Source organism: Salmonella sp. 741265116_PST (assembly GCF_046567715.1).
Lineage (GTDB): Bacteria > Pseudomonadota > Gammaproteobacteria > Enterobacterales > Enterobacteriaceae > Salmonella > Salmonella enterica.
The window spans coordinates 192,423-215,589 of record NZ_JBKFPH010000003.1; the positions used below are offsets into that span (position 1 = coordinate 192,423).

Below are 23,167 nucleotides of genomic sequence, written 5' to 3' on the forward strand. Positions count from 1 at the left end.
ATTGCAATGATATCACTGGGTGTTGGAAAAATGAAGGCAATTCATCTATGTATGATCTTATCCTCCATGAGGATAATGGAAAATTATCAGGAACTTATTGTTTTATTAATGCGAATGGAAGCAGGATTGATTGCGATAAAAACAATTCAATAATCGATGGTTCCATTGATAATGAATTTGGAATCATATCGTTTGGCGGAAGTGGCGAGGGTAAATTAATTTATAATCATAATTATTTAACATTGAAAATGATAGACTCTACACCTTTCGATAATTTTAATATGCTTATTCCTGATGAAGTAAAATTCTCAATAACGAATGAATGTAAATAGCGAAACCAGTAGGAAAAGCTTTAGGAAGGAACTCCAGATCTTATTGCTTAATGCATAGTATCATGCTCAATTTGAGAGAAACATCACGCTATTCAGCGTGATGTTCTCAATAAAACCAATTTATATTCAATTAATTACCATCATGACGATGTGATATCCCCCATCTGGGATGCATCACCCCTGGTTGCAGTGGTTAATGACTTTTTCACTAAGGATAGATTATATGTTCATTTTTATAATGAAATTCAGATGTCGGTAATTTTTTTAATAAAAAACAAGGAGTATTCTCTTAGTTGAATACTCCTTGCTATAAAATCCTTTACAAGGGATATTTTTATTAATATGGCGTGATCCAGAAGTCACGGCTATCACAACCAATCTGAAGCTGGCAAAAGAGAGGGCGGCGTTTCATTCGTGTTATCCTGGGGGCCAGGACGATGTTGAACATCTGGCAGGCCAGCTTCGGGTAATCCCTTTGTACCCTTTAGATTAGCACCTGTTAGCGTTGTGTTGCATAGAACAGTACCAGTTAAGTCTGCACAGAATATGTTAGCGTCGGTCATGTCTGCATCTGTCAGATTTGCATCAACTAGGCTTGTGTAAGCCATTGTTGCGCCCTGTAGTTTTGCGCCAGTAAAATTTACGCCAGAAAGATCTGAACCATAGAAAGATGCAAAGGATGCATCTGTATTTTCAAAATTTTCATTCTGTAAATCTTTATAAGCCAGGTATACTCCACGTAGGTTAAGCTTACCTTCCTCGGTTAAAAGTGAATCCTCCTGGTATATATTATATTTACGAATCAGTTTTAACATTTGACAGACACTCCAAAATTTATTACCATCAAATTCACCTGTTATCGTTTTTCCATCTTTACTCACTTCTATAGTGACCATGGGGGCTTTATTTTCATATTCAGGGGCTGTGACACATGACAGGCATATAGTACACCCGTTGATATCCTCCATAAATATTTTGGCACCACTATAAAAATCATCTTTATTTACATGTAATAACGCTGAAGTCAGCTTTTCCACTACCTCCTGAAAGCATCTTTCGTTGCTTCTCCTCACTCCACCACAGGTAAAAAAATTGACAATCCATTCCAGTATACCGCGTGGTGAAGTTGAATTTCTCATCGCTTCTTTCGTACCAGTACTGGCCGCATTTAAATATTTTAATATATTTTCTGGGGACGTGTTGTTAGTTATTGGCATTTTTATTCCTTATAGATGGGTGTGAGTCAAGCCACATTATGTAAGGAATATCAAAAAAAGATATAGGGTGATTTTTGTATTTTGAATCGCCACGGATAATCCAGACACTTCTGAGCCGTTGATAATATTGATTTTCATATTCCGTCGGTGACATCTGATTGCTCGAACCATGCCGACGCTTACTGTTATAAAACATTTCGCTGTAATCAAAAATATTGCTGCGGGCTTCTTCCCGCGTTCCGTAGATCTTTTTCTTTATCCGCTCGCGTTTCAGTAACTGGAAAAAGCTTTCTGCAACCGCGTTATCGTGACAGTTACCGCGACGGCTCATACTCCCTTCCAGGCCGTGTGATTTCAGGAACGACTGCCACTCATGGCTTGTGTACTGACTGCCCTGGTCCGAGTGAACCAAGCACCGGTCTTTGCGGATTACGCCGCCATACAGCCATCAGCAGTGCGTTCAGGGCAATGTCCTTTGTCATACGGGATTGCATTGACCAGCCGATAATTTTGCGTGAGAACAGGTCAACAACCACGGCCAGATACAACCAGTCTTCGTGAGTCCTGATGTAGGTTATGCCCGTTACGCAACGCTCATCCGGAGCATCCGGATTGAACTGTCGCTGGAGCCTGTTGGGCGATACGATACTGGCCTCGCCTTTGCGTGCCCGCGGGCTGCGGTACCCGACGTGAGCCTTTATCCCGGCACGATTCATCAGTCGCCAGACTCTGTTGACTCCGCACTGTTGCCCGCTATCCCGCAAGTCCAGATGGATCTTGCGATAACCATAAACGCAACCGGACTCCAGCCAGAACTGTTTGATCTGTCCCGTCAGTCTCAGATCTACCTGGTGGCGCTGAGAATACGGTTGCTTAAACCAGGCGTAAAAGCCACTGGGATGGATATTCAGCACCCTGCAGAGCAGACGAACAGGCCAGCAACGGGAGTTGTCACGAATAAAGGCGTACCTCAGTCGGACTACTTTGCGAAGTACGCCGCGGCTTTTTTAATATGTCCCGTTCGTCAGTAACCCGCTTCAGCTCTTTCTGGAGACGGCGGATCTCGGCCTGAGCATCTGACTGTTCTTTATTAGTGGAAGAATCTGGACCGTACTTCTTTATCCAGGCGTAAAGGCTGTGGGTGGTGATATCGAGACGTGTTGCAACGCTGGAAACAGAATGACCGCGATCAATGACCTGTTTGACTGCTTCAATTTTAAACTCTTCGGGATAACGTGTACCGCTCATGGGCACCTCTCTTTAAGTCATTTTAAATGACTCCGAGGTGTCTGTTAAACCTGTGGCGATTCAGTTAGCAACAGAATGTAAGCAAGCATGCCTGGATAAAGTCTGTTATATGGAAAAAGTAATTGATACATATGTCAGGTCACTCAAATTGCCTTCTGGTAATTGGTGTGATGCTGTTGGCGATAAACATCCCTACGTTTACATAACGAATGGAAATGCGCGTTGTAGTCCTGCAGAAATCGTAACAGTGCCAGACAATATTGCTTATTTCGATTTATACACAATAACAGATGACGATCCTCATCATCCAAAAGCCGAAAAAATCCGTATTTTAATGAATGTTACCGACTATGACACATTTGATGTAACAGTTGCTGGTTATCGCGTTGAGACTTTTCGAGCGGTAGGTACAGATGAAAAAATTGCTGATATTTCTGAATTTATTAAAAATGATATCATAATGTCATTGAATAACTCATCACTTGTCGGTTACAAACTAAAAGATCCTATCTATCTGTAGGATTGTGTACATCATTGATGCCAGGAATAGCGAAACGTATCGATATTTTCAGAGTTCCATTCAACGGCTTGGTTTATACCCAAAATAATTCGAGTTGCTTAAAGGCGGCAAGGGAGTGAGTCCCCAAGAGCATAGATAACTATGTGACTGGGGTGAACGAGCGTAGCCAACACATAAGCAACTTGAAGTATGAAGGGTATATATGTTTTTTCTGGTAAGTATTAACAACATTATTGTTTGTTACAGCCCCTCAAGCATCTATTTATAACTTCTATACACATTAATTCTCCTCGATACTATTTCTCCTAAAAGTAAACCTTTACTAAACCAATATGTATATCGCCCTGCGAAAAATAATGCTGAATGTATTATTAGATTAACAAGGATATCATGTAGGTAAGGGATGCAGGTGCCATGCCAATTCCGGAGAGGATGGTGATATGAGTTTAAAAACAACTTTATAATTTAGCTATGAATTTTGATAGTTTTAATGGTAAGTATTAGCTGGCTGTATTTAATCAGCTAGCTAACTGATGATAAATATTAAAACCGATGAGGTGTCTAATTATGAGGAAGTCAGACAACTATACGCCTAGAAAAACGCCACTTTGGGATGTGCTGGAATCAGATTTGATAAATAATCCTTTGCGGTTTTTATTGCTGCTATTGTGCCGTTTCGCGATCGGATGGCTGCTTTTTCAGTTGGTTGCGATTATTGTTTTGGGAATCTTATTGCTGGGCGTTTTGCTCTTCAACCCTACGGCTATCATACAGGCTATTGCAACCACCGAGAAGTTAAACCATGTCTCGATTGTATTATGGAGTACGCTTAAGTTATGTACATGGCATTACGGTGTTATAGCTGGTTTTGTTTTTATGTTGGGATGTACTGTAAACAAAGGGATAAGACAGGTTCATCGCCTAACAAGAAGGTATGGCTCATAACAACTTAAACGTATCAACGCGTAGGTGAGACTCCTACACAATATTGCAAAAGGATTTTATGCTGGTGATGAATATCAACACGCTATCAATGATGTGGTGATCTTTTTATCAAAACTGAGTATTTCTTATATGCTTTATACGGAAGTATGGTATCCAGTAATGAAAATGACCTTTTAAATTTGCTGGAGGCTCGATGAAACGAGCGAAATCTATCGTTCTGGCATCTGTTTTAATATTATTCGCTACAGTTTTTCAACACCAGCGATGGCGTGGGTTTGTACAGAACAAGGGCATCCACCGGATGTCTGTATGGAGGTATGCAGTGGGCAGACCTGGATACTATTTGCCTATAGCTTTTGCCTTTAATTAGTTATTGTAGCCAGTCGAGCCAGGCGTAAACACAGTTCTGGCCGACTGGCGATAATCATCAGCAAAACGTGGCGCTTTTTTATGGCTAGTTTATCAGTCCGTTAATATTATGCAGGAAAAGTTTAATATTATGCAGGAAAAGTATTGATGCATTTATCCTGTAACTACCGATACGAACTCATATTATTACGTAATGAAAAAGATGCTTATTTTAACCATCGGTTTAAGCGCTGTCCGCTAATGTTTCCCTGCTCAAATACATAATCACCCCTGTGACTCTCGCGAGGTGTAACATATGGTAAAATGCGTATCTTCTTTCCTCTTGTTCAGCCTGTTGTCCGTTCAGGCAATGTCAACTGAAAGCCATATTGATCTCCAACAGCCAAAAGACGTTGTCGACATTACTACGGTCGCCCCCGACGTACAGGTAGACATGCGATACTTCACTTCCCATAACTTTATTGGCCGCTCAATTAAAGGCTATAACGCGCCTGTTTGCCTGTTAACACGACCAGCCGCGAACGCAGTGAAGCAGGTCGCCGATCGTTTACACCCCTTCGGACTTACCTTAAAAATATATGATTGCTATCGTCCGCAAAGCGCAGTGAACGACTTTATCGCGTGGGCCAAAGATCCTTCTCAAAACCAAATGAAGAACGAATTTTATCCGCAGGTAGAGAAAAATCGTCTGTTTGAGGAAGGTTATCTTGTTGCCAAATCCAGCCACAGCCGGGGAAGTACGCTTGATCTAACGATTGTTCCACTCGACAGTAAGATACCGATATACCATCCCGAACGACCACTGGTGAATTGTACTGTGTCAGCGGCGCAACGCTCGCCAGATAATAGTCTGGATTTTGGTACCGGCTTTGACTGTTTTAGTCCGTTATCCCATCCCGATAATGTCATGCTTACCGCTCAGCAACGCGCAAATAGGTTGTTATTACAAACATTGATGCGTGATGCGGGCTTTACGCCACTGGATACTGAATGGTGGCACTTCTCCCTTACTCATGAACCATACCCGAACACCCGGTTTGACTTTCCCGTTAAGCAGAGACCCTGAAACGGCGTTTTGTGGCGAAATCTAATCATTACGCCTGTTGGAAAGCACCATAACAGTTAGCAAATTGTTGTTAATTTTAACAACTGATATACACTGCGGTTGCCACCTGCAAGCAGCGCTCAATGAGAACAAATAATGAAAAAATATCAACGTCTGGCGGAGCAAATTAGAGAACAAATCGCCTCTGGCGTTTGGCAACCCGGCGATCGATTACCCTCGCTGAGGGAGCAGGTCGCCAGTAGCGGTATGAGTTTTATGACTGTCGGTCATGCGTACCAGTTGCTGGAAAGTCAGGGACGGATTATCGCCCGTCCGCAATCCGGTTATTATGTCGCGCCGCATCCGGTTTGTCGGTCAGTCGCGACGGCAGCATACGTTATTCGGGATGAAGTCGTAGATATCAATACCTATATTTTTGAGATGCTGCAGGCCAGCCGTGATACCTCAGTGGTGCCCTTTGCTTCAGCGTTTCCCGATCCGCGTCTGTTTCCCTTGCCGCAATTGAATCGCTCTCTGGCGCAGGTCAGTAAAACCGCGACGGCAATGAGCGTCATCGAAAACTTGCCGCCAGGTAATGCAGAATTGCGCTATGCGATAGCACGCCGTTACGCGCAGCAGGGGATTACCGTTTCTCCTGACGAGATTGTCATTACCGCCGGCGCGCTGGAAGCGTTGAATCTTAGTTTACAGGCGGTGACGGCGCCGGGGGACTGGGTGGTGGTGGAGAACCCCTGTTTCTACGGTGCGCTACAGGCCCTGGAGCGATTGCGCCTGAAAGCGTTGTCGATATCCACCGATGTCAAAGAAGGTATCGATCTTATGGCGCTGGAACAGGCGTTACAGGAATATCCGGTGAAAGCGTGTTGGTTAATGACCAACAGCCAGAATCCATTAGGGTTCACGCTGAGTGCTGAGAAAAAAGCGCGGCTGGTTGCGTTACTCACGCACTATAACGTGACGCTAATAGAAGACGATGTTTATAGCGAACTCTACTTTGGCCGCGAGAAGCCTCTGCCTGCCAAAGCATGGGATCGCGACGACACCGTGTTGCATTGTTCGTCTTTTTCCAAATGTCTGGTTCCCGGTTTTCGCATCGGCTGGGTTGCGGGAGGAAGCCATGCCAGACAAATTCAGCGTTTGCAGTTAATGAGCACATTATCCACCAGTTCCCCCATGCAATTGGCGTTAGTGGATTATCTCTCGACACGTCGATATGACGCGCATCTGCGCCGATTGCGAAGGCAGCTTGCCGAACGTAAACAGCAAGCCTGGCAAACCCTTTTGCGCCATCTCCCGGCGGAAGTAAAAATTCACCATAACGATAGCGGTTATTTTCTTTGGCTGGAGCTACCTGAGCAGCTTGATGCTGGCGAACTTAGCGCCAAAGCCCTTGAACACCTTATCAGTATCGCGCCAGGGAAAATGTTTTCAACGTCCGGCGCCTGGACGCGTTTCTTTCGTTTTAACACCGCATGGCATTGGGGAGAACGGGAAGAACAGGCCGTAAAACAGCTTGGCAGCCTGATTCGCGAGATGCTGCGCGCTAAAAGCCTTGTGTGAGGTGGAATGCGTGTCAGCTCACAACCTGGCTAAATTTCCCGAGTGTGCCGGGTGAGCATCTGGCGCGCCGTCTATTTTTAGGAAAGCGGCGGCCTGTTCGCCGGAAATCGATTAATGACGATATGGGAAAATGCTATGCAATATCAATTACTGATTAATGGCGTGCTGGTGGACGGCGAGGGAGAAAGGCTGTCTGTTTATAACCCGGCGACAGGCGAGGTCATACTTGAGATTGCGGAAGCGTCGCCCGCGCAGGTTGACGCCGCAGTGCTGGCCGCCGATAGCGCGTTTGCCGAATGGGGGCAGACCACACCCAAAGCACGGGCGGAATGTCTGTTAAAACTGGCGGACAGCATCGAGCAAAACGCCCTTGAGTTCGCCCGGCTTGAATCGCAAAACTGCGGTAAGCCTTTGCACGGCGTAATTAATGATGAAATTCCGGCAATCGTGGATGTCTTTCGCTTTTTTGCTGGCGCGGCCCGTTGTTTGAGTGGACTGGCGGCGGGTGAATATCTGGAAGGACATACGTCGATGATCCGCCGGGACCCGATTGGCGTGGTTGCCTCTATCGCGCCGTGGAATTATCCGCTCATGATGGCGGCCTGGAAGCTGGCACCAGCGCTGGCGGCAGGTAACTGCGTGGTGATTAAGCCTTCTGAAATCACGCCGCTGACGGCGCTTAAACTTGCCGCGCTGGCGAAGGATATCTTTCCGCCGGGGGTGCTCAATGTCCTGTTCGGACGAGGGCAGACTGTTGGCGATGTATTGACCGGTCATGAAAAAGTACGCATGGTCTCTTTAACCGGTTCTATCGCGACCGGGGAGCATATTCTGCGCCATACTGCGCCAGCGATAAAACGTACGCATATGGAACTCGGTGGTAAAGCCCCGGTGATTGTTTTTGATGACGCCGATCTGGATGCGGTGGCGCAGGGCGTCCGGACTTTCGGTTTCTATAATGCCGGACAAGATTGTACTGCGGCGTGCCGTATATACGCGCAGCGCGGTATCTATGATGCGCTGGTCGAAAAGCTAGGGAACGCGGTGAGCAGCCTGAAAATGGGCGCGCCGGAGGATGAGTCGACAGAGCTGGGGCCGTTAAGTTCGCTGGCGCACCTGAAGCGCGTCACAGCGGCAGTAGAGGAGGCGAAGGCCCTTAGCCATATCCGTGTGATTACTGGCGGAAGTCAAACGGAAGGTAAAGGTTACTATTTCGCTCCGACGTTGCTGGCAGACGCAAAACAGGACGATGCCATCGTGCAACGCGAGGTCTTCGGCCCGGTGGTCAGTATAACCGTCTTTGATGATGAAGATCAGGTTCTGAGGTGGGCCAACGATTCTCGCTATGGTCTGGCATCCTCCGTCTGGACTCAGGACGTCGGGCGGGCGCACCGGCTTAGCGCCAGATTGCAGTATGGCTGTACCTGGATTAATACCCATTTCATGTTGGTTAGCGAGATGCCGCATGGAGGGCAAAAACAGTCGGGATACGGCAAAGATATGTCATTGTATGGTCTGGAAGACTACACCCTTGTCCGCCACATCATGGTTAAGCATTAAGGATCATTTACTGTTCAGAAAAATCGTGAAAAAATAGGCGGGTGTCGGCGGAGAGGGGGACCTCCCCGCCGACATGCGCAGCAAGTACTCAAAGGTTGAACACCTCAAGCAAACCAGCCGAATCTCAACGAGATCAGACCCAAAAGTCCTGCAGCAGCAAAGACATTAATCAGCACGACGGTTTTACTGGAAACATTCATTTTCGCCACCTTTCATCATAACCCCTATGGGTATAGTACGGGTTGGCGAGATCCGCAATAATACGTAAACAGGATATTCTGTGAGCGGAGCCGTGCATTGAGAACGTTTTGCTGTTAAGGCTGACAAACCTTGATGTGTGTCAAAAAAAAAGAGCATATTGCGCGCGTTTTTTCCTCTGGTTGGCGCGGATGCCTGATATGACCCTCTTTCAAAAGATATTAATTTTTTACGCCGTCATGGCGGTGATATCATTTCTCATCACCTGGTTTTTGACTCATGACAAAAAACGAATTCGTTTCCTGAGCGCCTTTTTGGTTGGCGCGACATGGCCGATAAGTTTCCCCGTCGCATTGCTGTTTTCGCTTTTCTGACCTCAAGCCCGATACAGGTTACCGGGCATGGTTTTTCCGCCAGGTCAGGCTATCAGGGTAATTAATTGCGATCTGTCTACGTCGGTAACGTCCTGCGGATGTCGATATCCTGCGTTCTCATTGGCCAGGGTATACAGCGCAACAAGCCAGTCATAGACATAGCGGCTGGCGGCGTGAACGGGCTGTTCGTCAAGCTTTGTTAGACGCAACATTGTCGAACACGGCGTTGCGGCGAAAATGGCTGCGCCTTTCTGAACGCGGCTGGCCGGGCGTTGGGCCTCCTCGATATTTGCGTAGCCGAGCCAGGCGATGAAGTTACCAATGATGGCATGAAGCTGCGCGCCGCTCACCTCCTCGCGCTGCATGGTTTTCTGTAACTGCTGAGGTAAACCGAGGCGATAGCTGGCGGTAATTAAAATCTCCGCCACGGCGTTGAGCATCTGCGGTTCCAGTCCCAGACGCTGCGCATTATCCCGGCAGTGGGCCCACTGGCGCAGATGATTGATCCACATTTTGTGCGCCTGATAGCCCGTTTCGTGACCTTCTGACGCTGAAGCGCGCGTTGGTTCGTCGGCAAAGAGATCGATCGCGTCATTAAATAAGCCGCTGACCTGTTCTTCTCGTGACTGTCGGGTGCGCAGTAACGCTTCGAAATTCTGTACCGGCGGTAACAGCCCGGCCAGCAGGTCGCCATGTCTGGCGGCCTGGGCCTGAAGACGCCGGATCACGGTTTCAACCGGTAGCCGCGCGTCATCAAACATCGGTAACAGATCGCGCACGCGGCCTCGCAGTTGTTCGCGTAACGCCTGTAAGCGCGCCTGTCGCTGTGGTGCCGATGTCGCCTGCGATAACCACTCCACCAAACGCTGCATACTGTGTTTATCCAGCGCCTGCAACGTTCCCCAGTGCATGCCAGGTTTACCCATCAACTGCTGGACGGCTTCATCCAGATTTTGCTGAGTGGCAAAACGGGCATCCTGTGGAGTAATAGCCCAGACGACGCCGGGTAACGCTGATTCATGCTGCGGCTGCGTGGCGTTAACCCACTCCAGTAAGTGGCGGGCGGCGGTGGACGTTTGCGAGCGAGATGCCAGAGCATTGCAAATCACCAGAACATCGGGCTGTACCTGCTGACGGTAATGGGCCAGCATCCAGCCTAATTTCGCCCGCCATAACGGATGAGGATGACTGTCTGGCGCGACCGGAATATCCAGTAAATCAACGTTATCCAGTACGCTGTTTTCAACGGTTAGCACCAGTTCGCGGGTAAGCAGCGCCAGAGAATCAAGCGAAAGGCTGACCGCATTGAGCAGTCGGCCTTCCTTAACCGGATGCACCACCACATCGCTTTGTGTATCGCTGGCGGTTAGCGCCGTTTGCGTCAGGAAGTTTTCCGCCGGTAAGCCAAAATGATCGACCAGCAGGCTGAGCGGCGCCGCCAGTTCCCCGGCATGGCCGGTTTGTTGCAACATATGCGCCAGCGCCAGCCATTGCTGGGTGATCTCCGGTTGCTCTCCCCACAGTAAGGCCCAGGCGTGCGCCCGTGTCGTGAGATCCAGCGCAGGCAAGAGCGAGGCAAAGTGTTGCCATGTCGCATCATCAATATGTTGTCTGGCGGACGGAAGACAAGAGCGCCAGAAACTCGCGATGGTCGCTACCTCTTCAGCGGTAACGCCGGGGACGGGCTGCGGTTGGCGAAGCGATTGCCATTTCTCCAGGCGTGATGTGATAATGGATTTTTCGACCTGGCGACAAACGGGGGATGAGCTGGTCCAGGCAATAAAGATCTGCACCAGTTCAGCTTCACTGATCAAGCGCAGGCGCAACGGCCAGCCGCTCTCGTTTGAAAAAATGTCGCGCGTAAAGCGAATAGCCATATTCGCTGGCGCATGACCCGGGTTGATGTGGCTGAAATAATCATAGTCACGGTCCGGCGTGATAATTTCCAGCTTGCCATTCTCGTTACCGCATAGCGTCGTTAGCAGATGCGCTTTTGCGGATTGCGCATACCCGTACAGACCTACGCAGCCATGTGATGCGCAGGCGGCGTTAAGCGCTGACTCATCCGCCGCGGCAAGCGTAAGTTGCGCCAGCAGAGCGTCGGCTTCGTCATCCAGTCGCGTTGCGTAACGGCGCGTGTTGTTAACCCACTCGATAACAGCCTGGGTGGCGTTTAACGGTTTTGTCATTTCAGGTATACACTCCCGCTATCTATCCAGTAGTGGCTGCCGCTGTGGCGACGGTCAGCCAGCGTATTCAATTTTAATGTCAGCGCATCGGCGGCGACCGGCGTCCCGTCCTGGAGCCAGGCATCACTTAATATGAACGATTCCGGGGCGCTATCTTTGCTACTGCCGCGTAATTTCAGTCGCACATTCAGTACGCCGTCGCCTGCGATGGTTTTCGCCAGTTCGGCGGAATTAATGCTCAGGCAATAGAGTGGGGTCGCAGGCCAGCGACTGTTCGCCAATTGACGAAAGCCCAACGTTACGTTGCCGCGTAGCGGAAAATGCAGGCGAGCGTCCAGCGTTGCGCCGGGTTTATCCAAATCGATCTCGTGATACCAGATGTTTTCATCGCGAAGCGTATTAACGGTATTATCCAGTACGCCAAGATAACGCACAGTCGAATACGCGCCGATATCAGCCGCTTTAAAATTGAAACGCGGCAGACGTAAGTCCAGCGCCAGGCTGCATAACATTGCGCCCACCGCGGCAGTGGATTTTGGATTACCGATACGCCCTTGTTGACTGAAGGGATACCATTCATGTACCTGATACTTATCCATCCACACAATGCGATTGACCGGCACCGGTTGTAAGTGCCGGATGAGCGCCTGTACGCCGGGTAAACAGGTCGGTCTCCCCGTCACCAGCAAGATATCGCAGTGATAGTGGGAGATCGCTTCGCAGACCGCATGAAGCGGCGTTGTCAGCGTAAACTGACCGGCCAGCAGAGCCTCCTGAAGCTGGCTAAACTGGATTTGCAACGGCACATTGAATATATCAAATGTCGGCGAACCAGACGGTAAGGCATGATCGATCGCCTGCTGGATATAGTTCATCACGTTGCTCGTTGGGCGGCGGATCAGCAGATCGCCAAATGTCGCGTGTAAACCGGCAAACGGATCGTTAATGTCGCTTTGCTCCCAGGAGGAAAGTACCGCGTGGCCCAGCGGCATAAATAATTGCAGCGCCGTTTGCTGGCGCAAAATGGCCTGAGTATCAATTCGTCCCGAATCGCCAAATAAGGTCGCCAGCAGGGCGGCGGCATCCGTAACGCCTGCCCGTTGCAACGCCGTTTGCAGGGAAGGGAGTACGCTGCGCTGAATGATATCCAATAGCAGATCGTCCCCGGCGACTTTAAAACCTTCGCGAAACAGGAGATGAGGCGTAATTTTTACATTGGCTCCCACGCCGTCATCTAACTGATAGTGAACGATCGCCATATCCGTCGTGCCGCCGCCGATATCAATCGATGCCACGCGCAACGCGCGTCCGGGTACTACGCCGGGTTCAGGCTGGCGATCCGGTCTGGCGAGCGCATTAAAAAAGGATTCGGTACGCCCGGCGTAATGCGAAATGGCCTCGTTATAAAGCCATACCAGTTGGCCGCAACTTGCTTCGTCCCATTCCATCTGTATTTCTGGTACCGGCACCACGCTTTTTTCACGCTGCTTAGGCGTGGTGAAATCCTCATCCTGTGGATGCCAGCCCATAGCTTTCCAGACCAGCGCCAGCGCTTCAAACATTCGCTGGCGGAAAATTTCTCGCTCCTGTTTCGGCATAGCGGAAGGCAGCGTTAAAATCAGGGTGCGTAGCTGGCGCGGCGAGGCGGGAAAGCCGAGTCGCAGCCGGGTGGCGACGCTGTTAATTTGCCCCAGCGCCTGAGCCAGAATTTCGCACAACATATGCGTCATCAAGGTGCTACGGCTGTATTGCGGCGAAAAAACCGGTAGCCTTTCTTCATGCGGCAGGCGGAATAACGGCTGTCCGTCGTCGTTCATCAGATTCATCAGCGGAAACGCGGTGGCAAGCGGTTCGCGCTGCGTTTTACCGTGGATCTGGCTAAAGCGCCAGTCCTGCAAGGCGGGGGTTTCATCCCACAGGTAGCGGCGCGGGCTGGAGATGCCGCTGCTGCCTTCGGTGCCCACACGCTGCATAGCAAGGGCGCGAGCCTCGTCGCCCACACGCACAATCGAAGGCCAGACAAAAGCGTCGTCTCGTCCGCTTTCGACAGAAAAGTGTTGCTTGCCAAAGCGCGCTTCTGAGAATTCTACCCGGCTGGTAAATAAAGGATCGTTCAGATACTGCGGCTCGCTTAAAGAACGCACCTGAAGCTCTGCCGTCTGGCGTAACCCGTCATTCGCATCGCCATGATCCTCGATCAATACGCCGCAGGTATGCGTATTGCCGACATCCAGAATCAGATCGACCGGGATTGCGGGCGTGCTTAACGTATGTGTCACAAACTTTACTTCCGGCACCGTAAGCTGTTCGCCTAACAGCGTCAGTAAATTCAACCAGTGCGCCTGATACTCAAAGCTACGCAGCGCTTGTTGTATGGCCTGTTCCGAACGGTTTTCCACCTGTGAGGCATACTGAAGAAACGACTCGCGCAGCCAGCCGTCAATCCATGTCTGGTCAAGAAAATCGGCAACTTCTTCATCGCGCCAGGCGAGCGCAAAACGTGTGCCATTGAGCAGATCGTTTTCGCAAGGTGCCAACGCCGCAGGCATATTTTTTGCCAGTTGACTGTCGAAGGCGAGGGTGATGCGGTGTGTGTTTCCGGCGCTATCTGGCTCGCTGAGTTTACGTACCTGAATGCGCGCCCAGTTATCCGGCCCGTCAATAAAGGTACGCGGCGGATTAAAACGCAGGAACGGCAGGGGGAGCCAGATTCCGTCGAGTACATCCAGAGAATAGTGCAGCGTCTGAGTGCTTTCCGGTTTCACGACTTCGGGTTGGCCGCCAGCACGTCCAGGCAACGTGTAGCGCCCGCTGGTCAGATCAAAATCGAGGCGCAGTAGCGGGCCGTTTGCCGTTTTGCGCACAAAACGTCCGTAGCGGGCCGACTCTTGCGGCGTTAAGCCAAAGTCAAGAAACTGGACGCCGCTGTTTGCAATGAGCGTGACGCTCTGTTTGTAATCACACAGATTGACCAACATAAAATCAGGCACCTATCTTTTTAAACGTCAACGGAATTGCCGCGTGGTCGCCATAACGGGCGGTACAGGTTGCGACGTCATTGACGCCTGCTTTACAGGTAATTTCCGGCATCGGATAACGTGAACCGTCGGTGCAGCGCGCATTGCCGCGACTTTTAATCATCAGCTCGCCCGTTTGATGCAGACCAGAGAAAATTTCCGCCCGACAAACTACGTTATCGCCATGTACTACGCGCGCGATACCTTTGTTATTTTGGATCTGATAACGCAGAGAGGGCGGCTTGCCGGTAATCGGATCTTTGACATCCACGCTGACCCGCCAGCTACCGTTTAAAAAGCGCGTGGTTCCAAGCTTCATCTGCGTATTGTCCATCACCAGCGCGTCTTTGGGGATAGCGGCAATGATAACAGGCGCTTCCGGCAGCGGCGCCGCTTTGGGGGCGGGCGTCACCTCAGCGCGATGCAGCGGCAAATGCGCGGTGAGTTCAGGCAATGGGGTAACGTCAGTTTTCGCGGTAGCGACAGGCGCGGCGCGAACAGGAGAGGCCCCGTCAACGGATGAAGATGGCCAGAAAAAAGGCGTGGCGACGGCGGCGATAACCACGGCAGCGACAGGTAAGCTCCACAGCGGTAGACGGCGAGCTCTTTTCGCCTCAGCAACCGGGATGGGTGTGGCAGGCTTCGGCTCGCTAACGATAACGGGCGGCGCAACAGGTTCCTCCGGCATTTTCGGCGGCTCAATGACAGACGTTAACAAAGGTTCATCCGCCTGACTAAACGCCGCCTCTACCAGCGGCTTTTCTTCGGGCTGTGGCTCCGGCTCGACCAGAGGGATGTCGGGGATTGCCTCGGTGACCCGCAGGCAGTCCAGCACATCATCGCGTGTATTTTCGTTGAGATTAACGAATCCCCAGAAGGTGATAACCGGTTTGCCGTTAACCAGGAAAACATGATTTTCGCCGGGAAATTGCGTCGCTTTCTCAAGTAGCGACCCAAATAGCTGGAGCGCTGTTTTACCGGATTGCAGACTTTTGCGACTGAGTGCAGCCGCGCTTTCAAAAGTGCTGGCTAAATAACGTAAAGCCCGAGAACGTGTCTCTTCGTCAGCCGCTTTCCACGCTATCGCCTGACCTTCAATCGGCGAATACCAGTCAACCCGATCGCCATTATCGTTAAGTTGTGGAATCGCCAGACAGTCAACCATCGCCTGCTGTTTACGCAGACGAAGCGTTTCGCGAATTTGCAATGCTGATTCAAATACGGCCTGACCGCCGCCGCCCACGGCCTGATAATCATCCAGATTGCCGCTGCGCAAGAGAGATTTTGCCACGTTGTTATCCCTTAGACTTCTTCACGCGTCTACTTTACGGGGTCTATACGCAAGCAAACGGCGGAAGAAAGGCAAAAAGGCGCGAATTCTCGGTCTATTAAGCCCCGTGTTTTCACTTGACGTAAGTTAAATCAGGATGGCGGCGGCGAATTACCGCATCGGGCGACAATAACGCGTATAATCGGCGAATCATGCTGTTACAGAATAAAGAGTAGGAGAGCTTATGTCGCACCTGGAGGAAGTGAGCGCCCGCGTGGATGCCGCCATCGCGGAGAGCGTAATTGCCCATATGAATGAATTGCTGATTGCCTTGAGCGATGACGCTGAATTACGTCGCGAAGATCGTTATGTGCAGCAGCAGCGTTTACGCACGGCTATCGCGCATCACGGCAGGCAATATCAAGAAGATCGGGACGCGCGCCGCGAGCAGCTCACCAAAGGCGGCACGATCCTGTAACCCATTAAAACTGGCGCTTCGCAATCAGCCATGCGCCAATGACCAGCAACAGCGCGCCAAACGCCGGCCCGACCATTGCGCGTAACGTGACGCCGTGGCTACGCGCGATATCCAGCGCCAGTCCGCCGATTAACTGACTGGCGACCAGTACCGCGATAGTCGTCGCGGCGCCAACGTTCTGATACCCGCTAATGCTGGCAAATACAAAAAATGACCCCAGCAGACCGGGGATCAATGTCCACCAGCGAACGCTGGCGACCAGCTCGCCGAAGCCCGTAGCGCCTTGCTTAAACCACAATATCGTCACAAATAAAACGATCCCTACCAGCGAGTTCAACAGCATAGCGATCAGAATCGTCGATGATGTCTGCGTAATACGCACCATAATACTGTTTTGTACCACCAGCCCGACGCCGGCGGTGATCAAAAAGATAAGCGTCAGCGACTGGTTCATCAGCAGGCGTCCGGCGCGGCGTGTTCATCAAGCTGGAGCTGCATAAACGTAAGATCTAACCAACGGCCAAATTTTACGCCGACCTGCGGCATTTGCGCGGTGACGGTAAATCCCAGTGAATGATGCAGGCGTATCGAGGCGGCATTCTGTGACTCAATGCCGGCTACCATCACATGCTTGCCGCAGCGTCGGGCTTCGTCGATCAGTCTGCTGAGCAGTTTTCGCCCCAGTCCTTTCCCCTGGTGCGCAGGATGAACATAAACCGAGTGCTCGACGGTATAGCGAAAACCGTCGAAACTGCGCCAGTCGCCAAATGATGCATAGCCAGTCACCACGCCATTTTCTTCGCTTACCAGCACCGGATAGCCCAGTAATTGACGGGCCTCATACCAGGCAAGGCGATTATCCGTATCGACCGTCCGATCGTTCCAGATGGCCGCAGTATGTAATACCGCATGGTTATAGATTTCGGTAATCGCGGCGCAGTCTGCTTTATCGGCAAAGCGAATCGTCATAGGGAACCCCAGGGAATGTTTACGATAGTGTTAGAAATACTATTGAAGGCGGCATAAATCAACGAATTAGCGCAAGAATTCATGTTTAGCGAGGAGGGGGAGAAAGTCGTTCATAAAAGCGCACAGCCTGATATCTGAGAGTGTTTAACTCCCTCAGAAAGCTAATGTTCGACTATTATTGATGGATTATGCCAGGCATGAGGAGAATAGAATGAAGCAACAGACCAACCGAAATCGTCGTTGGGTTTTGGCCTCGCGTCCCCACGGCGCGCCGCAGATGGATAACTTCCGCCTCGAAGAAGATGACGTCGCGACGCCCGGTGAAGGGCAGGTGCTATTGCGTACCGTTTTTTTATCACTCGACCCTTATATGCGTGGCCGCATGAGCGATGAACCCTCTTATGCGCCGCCTGTTGAACCTGGCTGCGTTATGGTTGGCGGTACGGTCAGTCGCGTTGTTGCGTCAAACCATCCTGATTACCGACCGGACGAATGGGTGTTGAGTTACAATGGTTGGCAGGATTATGACATTTCAGATGGCGAAGGGTTGGTAAAGCTGGGTGATAATCCGCAACATCCTTCCTGGTCGCTGGGTATTTTAGGAATGCCGGGATTTACCGCCTATATGGGGTTACTGGATATCGGCCAGCCGAAAGAGGGCGAAACGCTGGTTGTCGCCGCCGCCACTGGCCCCGTAGGCGCAACGGTTGGGCAAATTGGCAAGCTGAAGGGCTGCCGGGTCGTGGGTATTGCTGGCGGCGCGGAAAAATGCCGTCATGCGACAGACGTTTTGGGATTTGATCTGTGTCTTGATCATCACGCTGATAATTTCCCACAACAGCTTGCGCAGGCCTGCCCGCAGGGTATCGATATCTATTATGAGAATGTCGGTGGTAAAGTCTTTGACGCCATCTTACCGCTACTGAATACGTCGGCGCGGATTCCGCTCTGCGGTCTGGTCAGCGGCTACAATGCGACAGCGTTGCCGGACGGTCCAGACAGACTGCCACTGCTGATGGCGACATTACTTAAAAAGCGTATTCGTCTGCAAGGTTTTATCATCAACCAGGACTATGGTCACCGGATACATGAGTTTCAGCAAGAAATGGGGCGTTGGATCAAAGAAGGGAAAATACATTATCGGGAGCAGATTACTGATGGGCTGGAAAATGCGCCAGAAACGTTTATGGGACTGCTGGCGGGGAAGAACTTTGGCAAAGTCGTGATACGTTTAGCGGACGATGCGTAAAGAAAAAATGGCGGCATTATGTCGCCATAAAAATGTGCAAATTTTAAAATTCCGGCTTTACTTATATTCATCATTCAGATCGCGGTGGGGCAGCTTATCTCCCTCAGCGGCCTGAACCGGTCAAAAATCTCGATACATGAAGGAATGACGGAGATAAAACGGTTGCCATAAAGAAACCTGTATTGTTGTAAAAGATGAGAATATCACGCAAGTAAATTATCACTTTTATTTATTTGGCCGTTCAGGCCTGGATTATCTTTTTTACAATTAAGTTCCGAAACTTCTTCGGGACTCGATTGCGATGTTGTTCTGCCAAGAGGTGAAGGAAGGAAAATGCCGGGTACGGAAAAAACACAACATATAAGCCTGACCACACAGGTTGAAAATCGGTTAAAGCATCAATTGTCTATTGGCGCATTAAAACCAGGCGCAAGGCTTATCACTAAAAATATCGCTCAAGAGTTAGGCGTCAGTATTACGCCGGTGCGTGAGGCCCTGTTAAGGCTGGTCTCTTCCAGTGCTTTGGCGGTGGCGCCAGCGCAGGCGTTTATGGTGCCGGAGATCTCGCTGGAAAGTTTGTTGGAAATTAATACGATTCGTACTGCCCTGGAGGAGATGGCGGTGGTCGCCGCTGCGGGTAAGATTACCCCAGATCGCGAGCAGACGCTGAATGCGCTATTAGATGAATTTCAACAGGCGCTGGAAAGTGGCGTTATGGAGAAAATTCTTTTGGCCAACCGCGCATTCCGCTTTGAGATCTACCACTACGCGGATATGCCAACGCTGTATGCCATGATCGAGCAATTATGGGTACGCCTGGGTCCGGGCCTGCATTTTTTATATGATAATTTTAAACTTGATGATTATCAAAACGGCGTTAATCTGTACAGAAAATTGCTTAATGCGTTAGTGGCTGGTGATAAAGAAGGCAGCCGCCACTGCTTACAGAACGTTTTGCAACAAAACGTAGCGACGATTAAAAATCAGTACGTCATGTAACTATGGCTTATCAATAGCGGGGGCTCCCCGCTATTGCCGGATATTTGCCGGATATTTATTCAAATTGCCATGCCAGATTAATCCCCACGCCATAGTTACGCCCTGGCGCTGGCTCATAATATCGGCCATTAGATTCATTAACGATCACCGAACCGATATATTCTTTATCAAATAGATTATCTACCCGCCCAAAAATATCGACGGTAAGCTGACTGTAATTAAATTTATACCCTGTATTCAGTCCAACAACGGTATACGAAGGCGCTTTGGCGGTATTTTCATCATCGGCCATGATATCGCCCATATACCGCACGTCTGTTCCGGCGTACCACCCCTCATCCGGGATAAAACCTAATGAGGCGAATCCCATATTACGGGCAATGCCGGGCATCCGGTTTCCATCACAGTTTTGCCCCTGACAAACGTTACTGCGATAGGTCGCATCCAGCCAGGTCCATGATGCTTTCACCCGCCAGTCGCCGGCGAAGCGCTGGTCCAACGAAAGCTCTGCGCCCTGGCGGCGCGTTTTGCCCGCGTTTTTGTAGGTAGTGCGTCCTCCCATACTGCTGGCGACGACAATTTCATCATCGGTATCGGTTTGAAATAACGCGGCGGTCAACAAGCCATTGCCAATCCGCGTTTTACTGCCGACTTCCACCGTATCATTGGTCGACGATTTGAGGTCAAAGTTGAACCCGCTTTGGCCGTCAGCGCGATAAGAAAGCTCATTGATAGTGGGAGTTTCAAACCCGCGACCGGCAGCAAGATAGAGATTCCAGGCGTCAGTTAATGCATATTTTAGCGATCCGGCGGGTAGCCAGTGGTGATAGCTGGCGTCGCCGCTGTCATCGCCATTGCCGGGCGCGATATAGTGATCGTTAGAATCGAACCACACGGAACTGTAGCGCACGCCAGCATCCAGCGAGAGTTTTTGCGTAAGCTGCCACTGGGTTTGCAGGTAAGGATCGACATTCCACATCAGGTTACGCTCATCCCGGCGTAAATCGCCTTTATGCCCAAACTCAGGGGTGCCGTTGTTGAGGCGGAAGTTATTGTAACCCTTGCGGTTTTCGCTCATATTTTCATAATTTACTCCGCCAGTGAAGGTGACCGGCACACCTAATTCTCCCCGGTGAGTCCAGCGGGAATCAATGCCCTGATAGTGGCGTTGCAGTGTAATTACGCCGCCAGCCTGGGCTGGTTTTAGCTGTGCCACCAGGGGAATAGACTGGTATTGCGTGGTTTCCCGCTCTCCGGCGTAGGCCATCACGCTGATATCATCCTGCGCGCTGAGCTGACGTTCATAACGCAATCCTGCCTGAGTTTGTTTGATGGTTTTACGCGTATTGTACTGTTCAGCGCGCGGCGCCTGTTGCGGATCGGCTTTCCATTCAGATTCGGTCAGTCCACCGGGATCGTCCGCCTTAATGTCTACACTATTAAAAATCAGCGAGAGTTTACTGACATCGTCAAGGCGCACGCCCAGTTTGGCATTAGCCAGATTTTTTTGCGCGCCGCTGTGATCGCGGTAGCCGTGGGTGGTGAAACGGGTAGTCGATACCGTGTAATCCACGTCGCCTGGCTGTGTGCCGTCACCCATCGCGCCCGTGGCTTTTAGCCCATAGCGCCAGCTTCCATAACTGCCGTAGTAGCTGCTGGCCTCAAGGGTGGGCGGCTGTCTCCCGGTTTCAGTGGTGACATTTATCACGCCGCCGGAAGCATTGCCGTATAGCGCTGAGAAGGGGCCGCGTAACACTTCAACGTCTTGTATGCTGTTAATATCAATATTCGAAATCTGGCCTTGTCCATCCGGCATGGTGGCGGGAATGCCATCAACATACAGACGAATGCCGCGCACGCCAAAGGCGGAACGCGAGCCAAATCCACGGATAGAGATTTGCAGATCCTGCGCGTAGTTCTGCCGGTTCTGCACCTGCAATCCCGGGACGCTGGTTAAAGACTCAGATAAATTGACGCGCGGCGTCGCCAGACGCATGTCTTCTCCCTCAATGACGCTAACGGCGGCAGGTGTATCCAGTTCGGATACGGTTTGCGGCGTTGCGGTGACTATCATGGTTTGTTCATTGGGCGCGCTGGCGGCCTGAAGGACCGGGGAAAAGGTCAGAGGCAATAAGAGGGCGGGATAAAGTCGCTGTCTAACGGAAATAATTTTCATGAAAATGCTGGATAAATGTAAGCGTATCAACGGAAAACGTGACATTAAGGGTAGTCAATATGTAAAGTTTTGAAATTTTAATCGCACATTAAGTTAAGAAAATGTGCGGTATTTAAGCGCCATGACATTCACAGGCGAGGAAAAGCTCCACTTTCTGATAAATAATGATTATTATTCTCAACTTATAATAAGTGCGGAACGAAGATCCCGCGCAGTGAAGTAGTGTGAAGCAGCTATACACGTTTTGATCAAAGGGAGTCGTCATGCACTTACGTCATCTTTTTTCGCCGCGCCTGCGTGGTTCTTTATTGTTAGGTTCGCTCCTCGTCGCATCCTCATTTAGCACGCTGGCGGCGGAAGACATGCTGCGTAAAGCGGTAGGCAAAGGCGCTTATGAGATGGCCTGGAGTCAGCAAGAAAACGCGCTCTGGCTGGCTACATCGCAAAGCCGTAAACTGGATAAAGGCGGCGTAGTTTATCGTCTCGACCCGGTGACGCTGGAAATCACGCAAGCGATTCATAACGATCTCAAGCCGTTCGGCGCCACCATCAATGCCGCGACCCAAACGCTGTGGTTTGGCAATACCATTAACAGCGCTGTTACCGCGATTGATGCCAAAACGGGTGATGTAAAAGGTCGTCTGGTACTTGATGCGCGCAAACGTACTGAAGAGGTTCGTCCGTTACAGCCCCGTGAGCTGGTTGCCGATGCGTCTACCAACACGATCTACATTAGCGGTGTTGGCAAAGAGAGTGCTATTTGGGTAGTGGATGGCGAAACCATCAAACTGAAAACGACGATCGAAAATACCGGCAAAATGAGTACGGGTCTGGCGCTCGACAGTAAAGCGCAACGCCTGTACACCACCAATGCGGATGGCGAATTTATCACCATCGATACCGCCAGCAATAAAATTCTCAGTCGTAAGAAGTTGCTGGATGACGGTAAAGAACACTTCTTTATTAACCTGAGTCTCGATACCGCAGGTCATCGCGCGTTTATCACCGACTCGAAGGCGACTGAGGTTCTGGTTGTCGATACCCGTAATGGCAATATTCTTGCCAAAATCGCGGCGCCTGCCTCTTTGGCCGTCCTGTTTAACCCGACACGTAACGAGGCTTATGTGACGCATCGTCAGGCAGGTCAGGTCAGCGTGATCGATGCGAAGACCTATAACGTTGTTAAAACGTTCGATACGCCGACGTACCCGAATAGCCTGGCGCTATCGGCAGACGGTAAAACGCTCTACGTCAGCGTGAAGCAGAAATCGACACGTGAACAGGAAGCGACGCAGCCGGATGATGTTATTCGCATTGCTCTGTAAATAGGGTATGGAGGGGGAAACCCCTCCAGTCATCTCTTTAAACGCACCGATACGCCTCGTTACACCCCGCCGATAGCCTGATGATTCTGTGAGAATTACACTGCTT

19 protein-coding genes and 1 pseudogene are annotated in these 23,167 nt (G+C 50.4%); 11 read left to right on the forward strand and 9 right to left on the reverse strand.

The annotated features are described in order from the left end of the window. Window positions 1–47: 47 nt before the first annotated feature. Entirely contained in the window at window positions 48–332 is a 285-nt protein-coding gene (locus tag ACLD11_RS03700) for a hypothetical protein (protein WP_411014545.1), read from the forward strand. A 368-nt stretch (window positions 333–700) separates the two neighbouring features. Here the strand turns inward: ACLD11_RS03700 and pipB are convergent, their stop codons facing one another. Further along, window positions 701–1,549, reverse strand: a complete 849-nt coding sequence (gene pipB, locus ACLD11_RS03705) for an SPI-2 type III secretion system effector PipB (RefSeq protein ID WP_411014546.1) — start codon at window positions 1,547–1,549, stop codon at window positions 701–703. Between the two features lie 103 nt (window positions 1,550–1,652). Continuing rightward, window positions 1,653–2,797: pseudogene (locus ACLD11_RS03710) on the reverse strand (IS3 family transposase); the annotation flags it as partial. 37 nt (window positions 2,798–2,834) lie between these two features. On the opposite strand from ACLD11_RS03710, the gene ACLD11_RS03715 reads away from it, so the two are divergent. From ACLD11_RS03715 to patD, 5 genes are all read left to right on the forward strand, one after another. Next, entirely contained in the window at window positions 2,835–3,317 is a 483-nt protein-coding gene (locus tag ACLD11_RS03715; protein WP_411011312.1) for a hypothetical protein, read from the forward strand. 567 nt (window positions 3,318–3,884) lie between these two features. Continuing rightward, window positions 3,885–4,262, forward strand: a complete 378-nt coding sequence (locus tag ACLD11_RS03720) for a D-alanyl-D-alanine dipeptidase (RefSeq protein ID WP_183060401.1) — start codon at window positions 3,885–3,887, stop codon at window positions 4,260–4,262. Between the two features lie 664 nt (window positions 4,263–4,926). After that, the gene (locus ACLD11_RS03725) at window positions 4,927–5,697 is read left to right on the forward strand and encodes a M15 family metallopeptidase (RefSeq protein ID WP_411014547.1); all 771 of its coding nucleotides are present in this window, start codon (window positions 4,927–4,929) and stop codon (window positions 5,695–5,697) included. A 135-nt stretch (window positions 5,698–5,832) separates the two neighbouring features. Further along, window positions 5,833–7,257, forward strand: a complete 1,425-nt coding sequence (gene ycdR, locus ACLD11_RS03730; protein WP_183060397.1) for a GntR family transcriptional regulator YdcR — start codon at window positions 5,833–5,835, stop codon at window positions 7,255–7,257. Between the two features lie 114 nt (window positions 7,258–7,371). Further along, window positions 7,372–8,817 (forward strand): aminobutyraldehyde dehydrogenase, encoded by a 1,446-nt coding sequence (patD, locus tag ACLD11_RS03735; RefSeq protein WP_411011315.1) that lies wholly within the window; start codon window positions 7,372–7,374, stop codon window positions 8,815–8,817. 104 nt (window positions 8,818–8,921) lie between these two features. Here the strand turns inward: patD and yncL are convergent, their stop codons facing one another. Continuing rightward, window positions 8,922–9,017: a stress response membrane protein YncL gene (gene yncL / locus ACLD11_RS03740; RefSeq protein WP_001103198.1), complete on the reverse strand. Its 96-nt coding sequence runs from the start codon at window positions 9,015–9,017 to the stop codon at window positions 8,922–8,924. A gap of 198 nt (window positions 9,018–9,215) precedes the next feature. Between yncL and ACLD11_RS03745 the strand changes: the two genes are divergently transcribed. After that, window positions 9,216–9,389 carry a GhoT/OrtT family toxin gene (locus tag ACLD11_RS03745; RefSeq protein ID WP_001522647.1) on the forward strand — a complete coding sequence of 58 codons (174 nt, stop codon included), beginning with the start codon at window positions 9,216–9,218 and terminating at the stop codon, window positions 9,387–9,389. 44 nt (window positions 9,390–9,433) lie between these two features. Here the strand turns inward: ACLD11_RS03745 and srfC are convergent, their stop codons facing one another. Genes srfC through srfA form a run of 3 tightly spaced genes read right to left on the reverse strand, consistent with a single transcriptional unit; the run spans window position 9,434 to window position 15,886 of the window. Next, window positions 9,434–11,578 (reverse strand): virulence-associated effector SrfC, encoded by a 2,145-nt coding sequence (srfC, locus tag ACLD11_RS03750; protein WP_411014548.1) that lies wholly within the window; start codon window positions 11,576–11,578, stop codon window positions 9,434–9,436. Beyond that, a complete protein-coding gene (locus ACLD11_RS03755; RefSeq protein WP_411014549.1) occupies window positions 11,575–14,556 on the reverse strand; it encodes a virulence factor SrfB in 2,982 nt (993 codons plus the stop codon). The genes srfC and ACLD11_RS03755 overlap by 4 nt, the downstream gene beginning before the upstream one ends. Window positions 14,557–14,560: 4 nt before the next feature. Continuing rightward, window positions 14,561–15,886, reverse strand: coding sequence for a virulence-associated effector SrfA (srfA, locus tag ACLD11_RS03760; RefSeq protein ID WP_411014550.1), 1,326 nt, complete (start codon window positions 15,884–15,886; stop codon window positions 14,561–14,563). 223 nt (window positions 15,887–16,109) lie between these two features. Here srfA and ACLD11_RS03765 point away from each other — a divergent pair, with 223 nt between their 5' ends. Next, the gene (locus tag ACLD11_RS03765; RefSeq protein WP_000018720.1) at window positions 16,110–16,343 is read left to right on the forward strand and encodes a YdcY family protein; all 234 of its coding nucleotides are present in this window, start codon (window positions 16,110–16,112) and stop codon (window positions 16,341–16,343) included. Between the two features lie 4 nt (window positions 16,344–16,347). Here ACLD11_RS03765 and ACLD11_RS03770 read toward each other — a convergent pair whose 3' ends face one another. Then, a complete protein-coding gene (locus ACLD11_RS03770) occupies window positions 16,348–16,797 on the reverse strand; it encodes a DMT family transporter (protein WP_411014551.1) in 450 nt (149 codons plus the stop codon). After that, window positions 16,797–17,312 carry an L-methionine sulfoximine/L-methionine sulfone acetyltransferase gene (mddA, locus tag ACLD11_RS03775; RefSeq protein ID WP_000155373.1) on the reverse strand — a complete coding sequence of 172 codons (516 nt, stop codon included), beginning with the start codon at window positions 17,310–17,312 and terminating at the stop codon, window positions 16,797–16,799. The genes ACLD11_RS03770 and mddA overlap by 1 nt, the downstream gene beginning before the upstream one ends. Before the next feature lie 211 nt (window positions 17,313–17,523). Here mddA and ACLD11_RS03780 point away from each other — a divergent pair, with 211 nt between their 5' ends. Continuing rightward, window positions 17,524–18,561, forward strand: coding sequence for an NADP-dependent oxidoreductase (locus ACLD11_RS03780; RefSeq protein WP_411014552.1), 1,038 nt, complete (start codon window positions 17,524–17,526; stop codon window positions 18,559–18,561). 333 nt (window positions 18,562–18,894) lie between these two features. Then, complete coding sequence (gene mcbR, locus ACLD11_RS03785; RefSeq protein WP_058331487.1) at window positions 18,895–19,560, forward strand: colanic acid/biofilm transcriptional regulator McbR; 666 nt, start codon at window positions 18,895–18,897, stop codon at window positions 19,558–19,560. 55 nt (window positions 19,561–19,615) lie between these two features. Here mcbR and pqqU read toward each other — a convergent pair whose 3' ends face one another. Beyond that, window positions 19,616–21,736, reverse strand: coding sequence for a TonB-dependent receptor PqqU (gene pqqU / locus ACLD11_RS03790; RefSeq protein ID WP_411014553.1), 2,121 nt, complete (start codon window positions 21,734–21,736; stop codon window positions 19,616–19,618). A gap of 263 nt (window positions 21,737–21,999) precedes the next feature. Here pqqU and ACLD11_RS03795 point away from each other — a divergent pair, with 263 nt between their 5' ends. Then, window positions 22,000–23,061, forward strand: coding sequence for a YncE family protein (locus ACLD11_RS03795; RefSeq protein WP_000550641.1), 1,062 nt, complete (start codon window positions 22,000–22,002; stop codon window positions 23,059–23,061). Window positions 23,062–23,167: the final 106 nt, after the last annotated feature.

Coding starts and splice junctions, on each gene's coding strand:
- ACLD11_RS03720 (WP_183060401.1), top strand. CDS start 3,885: ATGAGGAAGTCAGACAACTATACGCCTAGAAAAACGCCACTTTGGGAT.
- pqqU (WP_411014553.1), bottom strand. CDS start 21,736: ATGAAAATTATTTCCGTTAGACAGCGACTTTATCCCGCCCTCTTATTG.
- srfC (WP_411014548.1), bottom strand. CDS start 11,578: ATGACAAAACCGTTAAACGCCACCCAGGCTGTTATCGAGTGGGTTAAC.
- ACLD11_RS03745 (WP_001522647.1), top strand. CDS start 9,216: ATGACCCTCTTTCAAAAGATATTAATTTTTTACGCCGTCATGGCGGTG.
- patD (WP_411011315.1), top strand. CDS start 7,372: ATGACGATATGGGAAAATGCTATGCAATATCAATTACTGATTAATGGC.
- ACLD11_RS03770 (WP_411014551.1), bottom strand. CDS start 16,797: ATGAACCAGTCGCTGACGCTTATCTTTTTGATCACCGCCGGCGTCGGG.
- ycdR (WP_183060397.1), top strand. CDS start 5,833: ATGAAAAAATATCAACGTCTGGCGGAGCAAATTAGAGAACAAATCGCC.
- ACLD11_RS03700 (WP_411014545.1), top strand. CDS start 48: ATGTATGATCTTATCCTCCATGAGGATAATGGAAAATTATCAGGAACT.
- ACLD11_RS03780 (WP_411014552.1), top strand. CDS start 17,524: ATGAAGCAACAGACCAACCGAAATCGTCGTTGGGTTTTGGCCTCGCGT.
- ACLD11_RS03765 (WP_000018720.1), top strand. CDS start 16,110: ATGTCGCACCTGGAGGAAGTGAGCGCCCGCGTGGATGCCGCCATCGCG.
- pipB (WP_411014546.1), bottom strand. CDS start 1,549: ATGCCAATAACTAACAACACGTCCCCAGAAAATATATTAAAATATTTA.
- ACLD11_RS03795 (WP_000550641.1), top strand. CDS start 22,000: ATGCACTTACGTCATCTTTTTTCGCCGCGCCTGCGTGGTTCTTTATTG.
- mddA (WP_000155373.1), bottom strand. CDS start 17,312: ATGACGATTCGCTTTGCCGATAAAGCAGACTGCGCCGCGATTACCGAA.
- ACLD11_RS03755 (WP_411014549.1), bottom strand. CDS start 14,556: ATGTTGGTCAATCTGTGTGATTACAAACAGAGCGTCACGCTCATTGCA.
- yncL (WP_001103198.1), bottom strand. CDS start 9,017: ATGAATGTTTCCAGTAAAACCGTCGTGCTGATTAATGTCTTTGCTGCT.
- mcbR (WP_058331487.1), top strand. CDS start 18,895: ATGCCGGGTACGGAAAAAACACAACATATAAGCCTGACCACACAGGTT.
- ACLD11_RS03725 (WP_411014547.1), top strand. CDS start 4,927: ATGGTAAAATGCGTATCTTCTTTCCTCTTGTTCAGCCTGTTGTCCGTT.